Genomic DNA, 12,949 nt, shown 5'->3' on the forward strand with positions numbered 1-12,949 from the left:
CGCCAGCGTTCATCCTGAGCCAGGATCAAACTCTCCAATAAAGTTTGTCTAGCATCATAAATAAAAATTGACGTTTCACGTTGTTTGTTTCGTTCAGTTTTCAAAGAACTCATTTGCCGCAGAAGCGACTTTATTAATATAACATTTCGTTACATTTTCGTCAACAACTTTTTTTATTTAAAAGTTGTTTTCTTTTTTGTTTCTTGCGTTGTCTCTCGTGACAACGAATATAAATATACCAGTTCGGTTATTAAAATGCAATAGTTTTTTTAATAAAATTTTTAACCTAATAAAAAAGTATGAAATCAATACTAATACACTATATAAAAATACCTTTCTCATAAAGTGAAACTTGAATCATTCCCCTCTATCTTCTTCGTTTTTTTAAATCTTAAGATAGGAGATCTTGCTCACTATAAATAGTAGGATTAAAAAAAAGCTTTGGAGAAATCTCCAAAGCTTAGTCTTGTTTATGACGCATTGTAGGGAATAACAATACATCACGGATAGATGGTGCATTTGTTAATAACATAACAAGGCGATCAATACCGATACCTAATCCACCAGTAGGAGGCATACCATATTCAAGAGCTTCGATATAATCATCGTCCATCATATGCGCCTCATCATTTCCTTGTTCACGCTCTTTTAATTGAGCTTCAAAACGTTCTTTCTGATCGATTGGGTCATTTAATTCAGTAAATGCATTTGCATGTTCGCGAGCAACAATGAATAGTTCAAAACGATCTGTAAATCGTGAATCCTCATCGTTCTTTTTCGCAAGAGGCGAAATTTCTACTGGATGACCGTAGATAAATGTAGGTTGAATTAACTTTTCTTCTACTTTTTGTTCAAAGAATTCGTTAATAATGTGACCAACTTCCATTGTATCTTTAATTTCTACATCATGTTCTTTCGCTAATGCACGTGCTTCTTCCACGCTCATTGGTTTCCAGAAGTCCACTCCACAATATTGTTTAATTGCATCCACCATATGAAGACGTGTCCATTCTGGCTCTAAATTAATTTCATGTTCACCATATTGAATTGTTGTTGTACCCAACACTTGTTTCGCAATATGAGCAATCATATTTTCTGTTAGTTTCATAATATCTTTATAGTCAGCATACGCTTCATATAATTCAATCATTGTAAATTCCGGATTATGACGTGTTGATACACCTTCATTACGGAAAACACGGCCAATTTCATATACTTTTTCTAGGCCACCTACAATAAGACGTTTTAAATGCAACTCAATTGCAATACGCATATATAATTCCATATCTAATGCATTATGATGCGTAATGAACGGACGAGCAGATGCACCACCTGCAATTGCATGCATCATTGGTGTTTCTACTTCAAGATAGCCATTATCATCTAAGTATCTTCTCATTTCACGGATGATTTTACTGCGAGTAACAAATGTTTCGCGACTCTCCATACTTGTGATTAAATCTAAGTAACGTTGACGATAACGTTGCTCAATATCTTTCAATCCATGGTATTTATCCGGAAGTGGACGAAGAGATTTCGTTAATAATGTAAATGATGTTGCTTTTACAGAAAGTTCTCCAACATTTGTTTTGAAAACTTTCCCTTCAACTCCTACTAAGTCACCTAAGTCAGCTGTTTTAAACAATTCATATTCTTCATCTCCAACAGCATCCTTACGAACGTAAATTTGAACTTGTCCATGTAAATCTTGAATATGTGCAAAACCAGCTTTCCCTTTACCGCGTTTTGTCATAATGCGCCCAGCGATAGAAACAGAAATTGCTTTTTCCTCTAATTCTTCTTTAGATAACTCTTCATACAAGCTCAGTAACTCTTTTGATGAATGTGTACGTTCAAAACGTTTACCAAATGGATCGATACCTTGCTCACGTAAGTTATGTAGTTTCTCACGACGAACAAGTAATTGGTCGTTTAATTCTTCGTGGTTCATGTTATCCATGGTATTGATATCACTCCAGCTCTATTTAATTTTACAATATATACAGTATATCATTTTCTATCCAACTAGAAAAACTGCCAGTAAGTAACTGACAGTTCTTCTTTCTTTCACGTAATTATAGGAAGCAAAAGAAAGAATGTCAATCATTCCCTCTCGCTTCTTAACCGATATGAATATTTTCTTGTTTCGCTTCTACTTCTTCTACAAATGCACCTAATAGCGAAGCAAGATCTTCACGAGTATTACAAGCATTGATCCCATTGCGTACTCGCGCATTTCCACGAACACCTTTTAAATACCAAGCTGCATGCTTCCTCATCTCGCGTACTGCAACATTTTCATTCTTTAAATCGATGAGACGATCTAAGTGCAGCATACATACATCAATTTTCTCACGCGCTGTTGGTTCTGGCATTAATTCCCCAGTTTCTAAATACTTCACAGTACGATAAATCATCCATGGATTTCCAAGCGCCGCACGACCGATCATAACTCCATCTACACCAACTTCATCTAGCATACGCTTAGCATCTTGCGGAGTTTCCACATCACCATTACCGATAACAGGAATATTTACCGCTTGTTTCACTTGTTTAATAATATCCCAATCCGCTTTACCCTCATACATTTGAACACGTGTGCGTCCATGAACCGCTACAGCTTGACCCCCTGCACGTTCAACGGCTCTAGCATTTTCAATTGCGAAGATATGATCTTCATCCCAGCCAATACGCATTTTAACCGTAACTGGTTTTTCAACCGCATCAACAACTGCTGCTACCATTTCATATATTTTATTCGGGTCTAAAAGCCACTTCGCCCCCGCATCACATTTTGTAATTTTCGGAACTGGACATCCCATATTAATATCAATAATATCCGCTGTTGTATTTTGATCTACATATTTTGCGGCATCAACAAGTGTCTCTTTCTCGCCGCCGAAAATTTGTAGACTTAACGGCTTTTCTCTCTCATCAATATATAACATATCTAATGTTCTTTTATTATTAAGTAAAATGGCCTTGTCACTTACCATTTCAGCACATACCAATCCCGCACCAAATTCCTTAACTGTTAAACGGAATGCAGAATTACATACTCCCGCCATCGGTGCTAGTACCACTGGGTTCTTCATCTCAATGTTTGCAATCTTTAACACTCGACTAGCCCCTTTCTTTATCCTTACTTTGGCATTAACTCATCTATTGAAATGTTCAATGTCTTTGCAACTTCTACAACAAAATCTTGAGAAGGTGATCTATTCCCTCTCTCAACCTCTCCTAAAACTGATACAGATACCCCTAATTCTTTCGCAAAACTTTCTTGCGTATAACCTTTCAACTTCCGAAAAGCACGAATGCGTCTTCCCCATTTTTCTGCTTCCATACCGTTACTCCCTCTCGCCTTTTCATTTCTTCTACTTGTGAACGTGAAATATTTTGTTCTATATCTTGATTAATTTCTAACAACGGAACGATAACAAAAGCTCTTTCAAACATCCGCGGATGCGGAACAATAAGATTCTCTGCTTCAATATTGTCTTGATTATAAAGTAGAATGTCAAGGTCGATGGTCCGTGGACCCCATCTCATTTCCCTTTTTCTTCCTAAATCATTCTCAATCTTTTGTGTTACTGTTAATAGTTCTTGCGGCAATAAATTGGTAGAAATTTTTATGACTACATTTAAAAAGCGATTTTGATCTGTATATCCCACTGGGTCTGTTTCATAGATTGAAGAAACAGCTTCCACTTGAATATCAGAATTCTTATCCAATAAATCGATTGCTTGTGTTAAATACGTATAGCGATCACCAATATTTGATCCTAAAGCAATATAAACTGTATTTTTCATGTTTGTTCTCTCGTTATTTCTACCGCTACAGAACGATAATGTCCTGGTATGGGAGGATCAGGTTTAATGACCTTTACTGTGCAGCGCATCACACTTCCATACTGTTCCAATATATTTGCGGCTATATTTTCCGCTATACTTTCCACAAGTTTATATGTTCGTTCTTCTACAATCCGTCTACACAGTTCAAAAAGCTCCCCATAATTGACAGAATGCTCTAAGTCGTCACTTTCACCAGCTTTTTTTAAATCTAGCTCTACCGTTAAATCTACTTTAAATCTTTGTCCTAATTTATTCTCTTCCGGGAATACCCCGTGATAGCCGTAAAATTCCATGTCATGGATATAAATTTTATCCAATCACTTTCCCCCCTTACCAATCATTGCATCCATCATCTTTGCCATACGGGCCATTTCCTTCACATCATGAACACGAATCATTTCACAACCTTTAGCAATCCCAAGACAAATTGATGCCCCTGTTCCTTCAACACGCTCTTCTACCGGTAAATCTAAAACATGTCCGATAAAAGACTTCCTTGAAGTTGCAAGAAGAACCGGATACCCTAATACATTCAATTGCTCTAAATTACGCATAACTTCCAAATTTTGTTCAGGTGTTTTAGCAAAACCAATACCTGGATCTAAAATAATATTTTCATCGCGTACACCTGCATTTTTCGCAATCTTAACACTCTCATATAAATCTGCAATCATATCGGGCATTACATTACGATAATTTGTATGATCGCGATTGTGCATTAAAATAATCGGTACATCATAGTGAGCTGCTACTTCTGCGATTTTCGGCTCCGCTTTCGCTCCCCAAATATCATTAATAATGTGAGCTCCAGCTTCAATAGCCTGCTTTGCTACTTCCGCTTTATAAGTATCAATAGAAATAGGCACATTCGCTTTCTTCGAAACAGCTTGTATAACGGGTAATACACGTGCTAATTCCTCTTCTACTGAAACTTTTGCAAAACCTGGACGCGTTGATTCTCCACCTATATCAATTAAATCCGCACCAGAAATCACCATTTCCTTCGCATGGCGAACAGCCGTTTCTAATTCATTATAACTTCCGCCATCAGAGAATGAATCTGGTGTTACATTCAAAATCCCCATGACTAATGTTTTTTCATTTAAATTTAATGTATATTCACCACAGCGCAAATCATAGTTCCATTTCAAGTTCTATATCTCCCCTCTATAATTCATTTCTGCTCCAAAGATTCTCTCTATGCATCTCATATGCACCAATTAATTTTTTTGTAATCTCTCCCTCTTTCCCCGGGAAATCTCTTCCTTCTATATGGAGAAGCGGCACAATTTCTTGAATCGAATTTGTTACAAACACTTCTTCCGCTGTAAGTAATTCCTCTTTTGTAAACAAACCTTCTTTTACTTTTATATTTAGCGTTTGAACAACCTTTATAATAAATGCACGAGTAATTCCATTTAGAATTCCTGTATGAAGAGAAGGTGTATATAAAGCCCCTTCTTTTACAAAGAAAATATTTGACACAATCCCTTCTGCTACGTAACCTTCCTTCGTAAAGAAGATCCCTTCTCTATTCACTGCATTTCCAATTTCACGTTTTCCTAAAATATTATTTAAATAATGATGCGATTTCAAACGGAAATCTCCCTCTGGTGTATTTCGCACCTGTTTTAAAATAACCCCTTCCTTTTCTATCACTATATCTGGAGGAGTTAAAGGTTTGATAAATACAATGACAGATGGATTTTTGTATACGCCTGTTTGTAATCCTATTTCATCTATACCAGCTGATACATTAAAACGAATATAAGCATGCTTGAATCCGTTCCTTAAAAGCAACTCTTTAAGGATAGTAAGTATATCTTCTTTCGTCATATCCCATTCGATTTGCAGAGCAGCCAGAGCAGCCAGTAAACGTTCATAATGATCATCTAGTAGAAACGGATGCCCATTATAAATACGAAATGTCTCAAAAACACCAAGCCCATACAAGTATCCGTGATCATACGGAGAGATTTTCGCTTCCGTATCTTCTACATATGTACCATTCACATAAATTAACATAACACTTCACTCGAGCTATATTTCTGAATAAAGTTTTCCAATAGCTCTTTCCCATGAGAAGTCATTATCGATTCCGGATGAAACTGCACACCTTCAATCGGCAATGTCTTGTGACGAAGCGCCATAATCTCTCCTTCTTCTGTCCAAGAAGTTACTTCTAAACATTCAGGCAATGTCTCTTTCTTTACAATTAAGGAATGATAACGAGTTGCTGTAAACGGATTGGGAATTTCAGAAAAGATCGTTTTTTCATCATGATACATTTGTGAGGTTTTCCCGTGCATGAAACGTTCCGCACGAACGACTTCTCCTCCAAATACTTGTGCAATTGATTGATGCCCTAAACACACACCGAAAATAGGAATTTTTCCAGCAAAATGTTTAATAACCGCCATGCTAATACCAGCTTCATTCGGGCTACAAGGACCAGGTGAAATCATTAAAAAATCAGGTCTCATATTCTCAATATCCGCAATGGTAATTTCATCATTACGCTTTACGACAAGTTCTTGTCCAAGCTCTCCAAGAAACTGTACTAAATTAAATGTAAAAGAATCATAATTATCGATCATTAATATCATTTCTCTCACCTAACCGTTTCTTCGCTACGTTCTTTCGCACGCCATAAAGCGATTGCTTTTTTTAACGATTCTTTATATTCATTCTTCGGACTTGAATCAATGACAATTCCCGCTCCAGCTTGTACATATGCTTGACCATCTTTTGCAAGCAACGTTCGAATCACAATATTTAATTCCATATCTCCAGAGTACCCTATCCACCCTATTGATCCTGTATAAATACCGCGTCTTACAGGTTCTAACTCTTCTATAATTTCCATCGTACGTATTTTAGGTGCTCCCGTAATGGTACCACCAGGAAATACAGCTCTTACTAAATCAAAAGCATCCTTATCTTCACTCACTATACCGCGAACATTTGAAACAATATGCATAACATGCGAGTATTTTTCGATTACCATAAATTCATCCACTTCAACTGTCCCATATTCAGAAACTCTTCCTAGGTCATTCCGTTCTAAGTCAACAAGCATTACATGTTCTGCACGTTCTTTTTCATTTTCAATTAGCTCCTTCGCTAATCTTTCATCTTCTTGTTCATTATCCCCGCGAGAACGCGTTCCTGCAATCGGTCTTGTACTCACCTGATTTCCTTGTTTTTTAATTAATAATTCCGGTGATCCGCTCACAATTTGAAAATCCCCAAGTTCTAAGTACCCCATGTATGGGGATGGATTAATTTCCCTTAAGCTTGTATAAATTTCAAAAGGATGTGTTTGCAGTGTTTTTTCTTGTCTTGTGGAAAGGTTCACTTGAAACACATCTCCTGCTCCAATATACTCTTGAATACGCTCAACCGCATGTATAAATCCTTCTTCTGTGAAAGCTACAACTTCTTTTTCGCTTGTTGGGCTTTCAAATGGAATTTTCACTTGAGGAGCTTCCTTCATCCAACGTTCTTCCCAGTCTCTCAAGCGTTGTTCTGCATTTTCACGTTCCTCTACATAATGCGTAATAATCCATAATACCTTTTCATGATGATCATATACAAACACATCGTCAAATAATAGAAAGAATATGTCAGGTATATCCACATCATCCTTTGCAATTGAAGGCAATTTCTCAATATAACGAATACAATCATAACTAAAATATCCGATTGCTCCCCCTTGAAATGGTGGATAATCTGGATTGTGATCTGTTTTCCATTGCTCCATATATTTTTGCATTAAATTTAATGGATTCCCATATTCTATTGTTTCCTTACCGTTTTCACTTATATGCAACGTTTCATTCTTCCCACGAATGACCACTACAGGATCGAGCCCTACAATACTATAGCGACCTCCGCGCCCACTTTCTAATAAAATATGTTGCGCCTTATTCTGAGAGAGAAACTTATATTGCTTAAAGAAATCAAAATGATATGGAATAGAAAGTGCCAAAGATTTCCTTTTCTGCATATCAACACCTCATCTTCTTTTATCCCACTCCCCTAGTCTAATCATCTCAAATCACCAATAACTGATATGAAACACTTATCCATGAGAGCTAATGAAAATAAATTAACTTTACTACTTATTTTACATGAAGTTTTCTAGTCATTCACTCTTTTCCTATTTCCAAAAGAAAAAAGCATCCCTTTTCAGGAATGCTTTTTTCTAGCAACACAAATTATGATTCAAATTGGTAAAGAGGGGTGCTTAAATAGCGTTCACCGTTACTTGGAATGATTACAAGAACCTTTTTCCCTTTGCCAAGTTTTTTCGCAACTTCTGTTGCAGCATAAATAACAGCACCTGAAGAAATACCAACTAAAATTCCTTCTTCACGAGCTACTTTTCTTGCATATTCAAATGCTTGTTCTGTCTTCACTTGAATGATTTCATCATATATTTCTACATCCAATGTTTCCGGAACAAATCCAGCTCCAATTCCTTGGATTTTATGTGGACCTGGTTTTCCGCCCGATAGTACAGGAGAGTCTGCTGGCTCGACTGCATAAATTTTAATGCCTTTATACGTCTCTTTTAATACTTCCCCAGCACCTGTAATTGTACCACCAGTACCAATTCCTGCGATAAATGCATCTAATTGGTCACCCATCTGCTCAACAATTTCTGGCCCTGTTGTGAAACGATGAATTTCTGGGTTTGCTGGATTTTGGAATTGTTGTGGCATGAAATAACCATTCTCTTTTGCTAATTCAGTCGCCTTACGAATTGCGCCACCCATTCCTTCTGGACCTGGAGTTAATACCAATTCAGCCCCGTAAGCACGAAGTAAATTACGGCGTTCTATACTCATCGTCTCCGGCATTACTAAAATTGCTTTATATCCTTTTGCAGCTGCCACCATCGCTAAGCCAATCCCTGTGTTACCACTTGTTGGCTCAATGATTGTATCGCCTTCTTTTAATGAACCTTTTTTCTCAGCAGCTTCGATCATAGATAATGCAATACGATCTTTCACGCTACTTCCAGGGTTCATAAATTCTAATTTTAAATATATATCTGCACTGTCTTGCTCTACGATGCGGTTCAACTTAACGATCGGCGTTTTCCCGATTAATTCTGAAACTGATTGTGCCACTCGCATTCCTGTCACTCCTAACACCGAGTATTTTTATTGGTTTTCTCTATATTAATATCTTGTCAGAAAATTCTTCATTTGTCAATCTATTTAGACAACATGTTATCCATATATATATTACTTATATTATAGTGTTTCAATTAAATGTTTAATATCGTCTTTAGAAAATTTATATCGCTCATTGCAAAAATGACAATGTACTTCAGTTTCCTCTTTTTCCTCACGTATTTGTTCTAATTCCGCTTTACCTAAACTAATCAGTACACTTTCGATGCGCTCTCGTGAACATGTACAATTAAATTGTACATCCATCGTTTCTAACACTTTTACGTTTTCTTCTCCTAATACTTCATTTAAAATTCCTTCAGGAGAAAGGCCTTTTTCAATCATCGTTGAAACAGGAGGAATTTTTTGTAGACGCTCTTCAATAAATGAAATTGTCTCTTCTTGAGCTCCCGGCATAATTTGCAAAATGAAACCGCCCGCTGCTAATATACTATCATCACCATTCACAAGAACGCCAACTCCTACAGAAGAAGGAGTTTGTTCAGAGACAGCAAAATAATACGTGAAGTCTTCTCCTAATTCACCTGATACAATTGGAGACTGTCCAATAAACGGTTCACGCATACCGATATCTTTAATTACCGTTACATTCCCTTCTGTACCTACAGCTTGATATACTCTTAATTTCCCTTGTTCTGTTGATTCAAAATCAACATGCGGATTTGTTACATATCCGCGCACATCACCATTCGCATGCGCATCAATGACAATCGGGCCAATCGGGCCATTCCCCTCTACTTTAATTGTTAGCTTTTGCTCCCCTTTTAACATAGCCCCCATCATTGCACCAGCTGTTAAAGAACGCCCAAGTGCAGCAGAAGCTGTTCTCCATGTATCATGTCGTCTTTGCGCTTCACTGACCATATTTGTTGTACGCACACTATATGCACGAACTTCTCCATCAAACGCTAACGCTTTTACTAAATAATCTTTCATCATTTATTCACCTTTCTCATGTTGTAAATTTGCATTACGTTCATATAACATGTATAAACCTTTTAATGTTAAAAACGGATCGACAATATCAATTACATTAGATTCTTCAGCAATCAATTTTGCTAATCCTCCCGTAGCAATTACGGTAGGTTCTTGTTTAGCTTCTTCTTTCATACGCTTCACAATACCTTCTACTTGTCCAACATACCCATAAAGAATTCCCGCTTGCATTGCACTTACAGTATTTTTACCAACAATGCTGCTTGGTTTTGTTATTTCAATACGAGGAAGCTTGGCAGCTCGGCTATATAAAGCTTCTGCAGAAATCATAATTCCAGGTGTAATAACACCACCCATATAATGTTTTTCTTCGTTAATATAGCAATATGTAGTAGCTGTACCAAAATCAACAATAATAAGTGGACTTCCGTATAATTGAATACCAGCTACAGCATTTACAATGCGATCCGCCCCAACTTCACGCGGGTTCTCATATTTTATATTTAAACCTGTTTTGATTCCTGGACCTACTACAAGCGGTTTGATTTTAAAATACTTCTCACACATACGCTCTAAAGCAAACATAATCGGTGGTACAACAGAAGAAACAATAATCCCTTTTATATCTCCAAAAGAAAGGCCTTCATGCTCAAGAAGTTGCTTTACCAGCATGCCATATTCATCTTCTGTTTTATGACGGTCTGTTTCCATACGCCAATGCTGACGAAGTTTCCCTTCCTCAAACACACCAAGTACCGCATTTGTATTCCCTACATCCAATACAAAAATCATATTCTCACCACTTATCTTATTTAATCTATATTTGTGTAGTATGTACAAAACTTATAATGCCATCATATCACACATACCCGTATAGTCGGCTTCTCCATCTTCCCCATTTTACAAAAAGATTGTTCATCATTTCAATTTTTAATATAAGCAATTTTAAAATATATGCACCTGTATGGTCACATATCCAAAATAAAAAGGAGTGACAATTGTCACTCCTTCGTTTCACCTTTATCCTCTGCATTTTCATCATCTTTTTTCATCGTAATGTTTACCTTTACATCACTTTCAGATGATTTTTTACGCTCAGGTAAAGTGCCATGTTCATATAAATGATTGATTTGCTCTGCATCTAACGTTTCTACTTCAAGTAACGTTTTAGCGATAATATCAAGCTTATCTCGTTTTTCAGTCAGGATTTGTTTTGCACGAGCATAACATTCTTTCATAATGCTTTGCATTTCCATATCAATTTGATGTGCAATTGCATCACTATAGTTTTGCTCAGAATGGAAGTCTCTTCCTAAGAATACTTGACCACCCTGCGAACTACCAAATTGCATTGGGCCTAACTTATCACTCATACCAAATTCTGTTACCATACGTCTAGCAATACCAGTTGCACGTTGGAAATCGTTATGAGCTCCTGTACTTACTTCACCAAATACAATTTCCTCGGCAACTCGACCACCAAGTAAACCAGTAATCTTATCAAGCAATTCTGGTTTTGTCATGAAGTAACGATCTTCTTTTGGAAGCATTACTGCGTATCCACCAGCTTGACCGCGAGGAACAATTGTTACTTTATGAACGATATCTGCCTCATCAAGCACAACACCAATGACAGTGTGTCCTGCTTCGTGGAAGGCAACGATATTTCGTTCTTTCTCAGAAATAACACGACTTTTCTTAGCCGGACCTGCAATAACTCGATCCGTTGCTTCATCAATATCAGACATGTCAATTTTCTTCTTATTTTGACGCGCAGCCACTAATGCCGCTTCGTTTAATAAGTTTTCAAGATCTGCACCAGAGAAACCTGGCGTACGAGTTGCAATTGCTCTTAAGTTGATATCTTCATCAAGCGGTTTATTACGAGCATGCACTTTCAATACTGCTTCACGTCCATTCACATCTGGACGATCCACTGTAATTTGGCGGTCAAAACGTCCTGGACGTAATAACGCTGGATCAAGAATATCTGGACGGTTTGTCGCGGCGATGATAATAATACCTTCATTTGCACCGAATCCATCCATTTCTACAAGAAGTTGGTTTAACGTTTGTTCACGCTCATCATGACCACCGCCAAGACCCGCGCCACGTTGACGACCTACTGCATCAATTTCATCGATGAAAATAATACAAGGTGCATTTTTCTTTGCATTTTCAAATAAGTCACGTACACGAGAAGCACCGACACCAACGAACATCTCTACGAAATCAGAACCACTAATAGAGAAGAACGGCACGCCAGCTTCACCTGCAACGGCACGCGCAAGCAATGTTTTACCAGTACCTGGAGGTCCAACTAATAGAACCCCTTTCGGAATACGAGCGCCTACTTCAGCGAACTTACGAGGATCTTTCAAGAATTCAACAACCTCAACAAGTTCTTGCTTTTCTTCGTCAGCTCCAGCTACATCTCTGAAGCGTACTTTTTTCTTTTCGTCATTGTATAACTTCGCCTTACTTTTACCGAAGTTCATAACACGGCTACCGCCGCCCTGCGCTTGGTTTAGTAAGAAGAAGAATAAAATGAAGAGAATAACAAACGGAATGATTGAAGTAAAGAACGTCACCCAAGCACTTGTTTCTTCTGCTGGTTGATACTTCACTTCTACCCCTTTCACCTTCTCATTAATTTTCTTTTGTAATTCCTCAGTATTCGGTGCATAAGTAACGAATTGTTCACCTTGACTAGAGTTAGCGAATTGTCCTTTTACTTCAAATACACCATTTTTTGGTTGAAGTTGCACATTACGCACTTCACCTTGTTCAAGTCTAGCAATGAATTTGTCGTAGCTAACTGAAGTCGTTTTTTGCGTTGAACCATTGAAGTAGCTCACGATTCCAATTACTACTAAGAATATCAGTAAATAAAAGATGGTATTACGGAAGATACGATTCATTCCTAACCTCCTCTCACGGCATAAACACTATAG

13 protein-coding genes are annotated in these 12,949 nt (G+C 37.4%); all 13 read right to left on the reverse strand.

Annotation, left to right across the window (positions count from 1 at the left end; translation table 11 throughout):
* Nucleotides 1–460 precede the first annotated feature (460 nt).
* The gene (gene lysS, locus MR063_RS19920; RefSeq protein ID WP_242200991.1) at nt 461–1,960 is read right to left on the reverse strand and encodes a lysine--tRNA ligase; all 1,500 of its coding nucleotides are present in this window, start codon (nt 1,958–1,960) and stop codon (nt 461–463) included.
* A 160-nt stretch (nt 1,961–2,120) separates the two neighbouring features.
* Nucleotides 2,121–3,119 carry a tRNA dihydrouridine synthase DusB gene (gene dusB, locus MR063_RS19925; protein WP_242200992.1) on the reverse strand — a complete coding sequence of 333 codons (999 nt, stop codon included), beginning with the start codon at nt 3,117–3,119 and terminating at the stop codon, nt 2,121–2,123.
* Between the two features lie 23 nt (nt 3,120–3,142).
* Complete coding sequence (locus tag MR063_RS19930) at nt 3,143–3,346, reverse strand: helix-turn-helix domain-containing protein (RefSeq protein WP_041809355.1); 204 nt, start codon at nt 3,344–3,346, stop codon at nt 3,143–3,145.
* Complete coding sequence (gene folK / locus MR063_RS19935; RefSeq protein ID WP_242200994.1) at nt 3,298–3,813, reverse strand: 2-amino-4-hydroxy-6-hydroxymethyldihydropteridine diphosphokinase; 516 nt, start codon at nt 3,811–3,813, stop codon at nt 3,298–3,300. Before folK ends, MR063_RS19930 begins: the two co-directional genes overlap by 49 nt.
* Nucleotides 3,810–4,172, reverse strand: a complete 363-nt coding sequence (gene folB / locus MR063_RS19940) for a dihydroneopterin aldolase (protein WP_242200995.1) — start codon at nt 4,170–4,172, stop codon at nt 3,810–3,812. The genes folK and folB overlap by 4 nt, the downstream gene beginning before the upstream one ends.
* Nucleotides 4,173–5,006 carry a dihydropteroate synthase gene (folP, locus tag MR063_RS19945; RefSeq protein WP_242200996.1) on the reverse strand — a complete coding sequence of 278 codons (834 nt, stop codon included), beginning with the start codon at nt 5,004–5,006 and terminating at the stop codon, nt 4,173–4,175. It lies immediately after the preceding gene.
* A 16-nt stretch (nt 5,007–5,022) separates the two neighbouring features.
* Nucleotides 5,023–5,880, reverse strand: coding sequence for an aminodeoxychorismate lyase (gene pabC, locus MR063_RS19950; RefSeq protein ID WP_242200997.1), 858 nt, complete (start codon nt 5,878–5,880; stop codon nt 5,023–5,025).
* Nucleotides 5,874–6,461 carry an aminodeoxychorismate/anthranilate synthase component II gene (gene pabA, locus MR063_RS19955; protein ID WP_242200998.1) on the reverse strand — a complete coding sequence of 196 codons (588 nt, stop codon included), beginning with the start codon at nt 6,459–6,461 and terminating at the stop codon, nt 5,874–5,876. Before pabA ends, pabC begins: the two co-directional genes overlap by 7 nt.
* 5 nt (nt 6,462–6,466) lie before the next feature.
* Nucleotides 6,467–7,864 carry an anthranilate synthase component I gene (gene trpE / locus MR063_RS19960; protein WP_242200999.1) on the reverse strand — a complete coding sequence of 466 codons (1,398 nt, stop codon included), beginning with the start codon at nt 7,862–7,864 and terminating at the stop codon, nt 6,467–6,469.
* A gap of 211 nt (nt 7,865–8,075) precedes the next feature.
* Complete coding sequence (gene cysK / locus MR063_RS19965) at nt 8,076–8,999, reverse strand: cysteine synthase A (RefSeq protein ID WP_242201000.1); 924 nt, start codon at nt 8,997–8,999, stop codon at nt 8,076–8,078.
* A gap of 120 nt (nt 9,000–9,119) precedes the next feature.
* Nucleotides 9,120–9,995, reverse strand: coding sequence for an Hsp33 family molecular chaperone HslO (gene hslO / locus MR063_RS19970; protein ID WP_242201001.1), 876 nt, complete (start codon nt 9,993–9,995; stop codon nt 9,120–9,122).
* Between the two features lie 3 nt (nt 9,996–9,998).
* Entirely contained in the window at nt 9,999–10,787 is a 789-nt protein-coding gene (locus tag MR063_RS19975) for a type III pantothenate kinase (RefSeq protein WP_242145718.1), read from the reverse strand.
* Between the two features lie 209 nt (nt 10,788–10,996).
* Nucleotides 10,997–12,916 carry an ATP-dependent zinc metalloprotease FtsH gene (ftsH, locus tag MR063_RS19980; protein ID WP_242145717.1) on the reverse strand — a complete coding sequence of 640 codons (1,920 nt, stop codon included), beginning with the start codon at nt 12,914–12,916 and terminating at the stop codon, nt 10,997–10,999.
* Nucleotides 12,917–12,949: the final 33 nt, after the last annotated feature.

The sequence above is a fragment of the Bacillus cereus group sp. BfR-BA-01492 genome, assembly GCF_022662815.1.
In the GTDB taxonomy this organism is placed as follows: domain Bacteria; phylum Bacillota; class Bacilli; order Bacillales; family Bacillaceae_G; genus Bacillus_A; species Bacillus_A cereus_BD.

What these genes read in the sequence shown, in the direction of transcription:
- ftsH (WP_242145717.1), bottom strand. Translation starts at nt 12,916, where the DNA reads ATGAATCGTATCTTCCGTAATACCATCTTTTATTTACTGATATTCTTA.
- cysK (WP_242201000.1), bottom strand. Translation starts at nt 8,999, where the DNA reads ATGCGAGTGGCACAATCAGTTTCAGAATTAATCGGGAAAACGCCGATC.
- MR063_RS19975 (WP_242145718.1), bottom strand. Translation starts at nt 10,787, where the DNA reads ATGATTTTTGTATTGGATGTAGGGAATACAAATGCGGTACTTGGTGTG.
- lysS (WP_242200991.1), bottom strand. Translation starts at nt 1,960, where the DNA reads ATGGATAACATGAACCACGAAGAATTAAACGACCAATTACTTGTTCGT.
- folK (WP_242200994.1), bottom strand. Translation starts at nt 3,813, where the DNA reads ATGAAAAATACAGTTTATATTGCTTTAGGATCAAATATTGGTGATCGC.
- hslO (WP_242201001.1), bottom strand. Translation starts at nt 9,995, where the DNA reads ATGAAAGATTATTTAGTAAAAGCGTTAGCGTTTGATGGAGAAGTTCGT.
- pabA (WP_242200998.1), bottom strand. Translation starts at nt 6,461, where the DNA reads ATGATATTAATGATCGATAATTATGATTCTTTTACATTTAATTTAGTA.
- MR063_RS19930 (WP_041809355.1), bottom strand. Translation starts at nt 3,346, where the DNA reads ATGGAAGCAGAAAAATGGGGAAGACGCATTCGTGCTTTTCGGAAGTTG.
- trpE (WP_242200999.1), bottom strand. Translation starts at nt 7,864, where the DNA reads ATGCAGAAAAGGAAATCTTTGGCACTTTCTATTCCATATCATTTTGAT.
- pabC (WP_242200997.1), bottom strand. Translation starts at nt 5,880, where the DNA reads ATGTTAATTTATGTGAATGGTACATATGTAGAAGATACGGAAGCGAAA.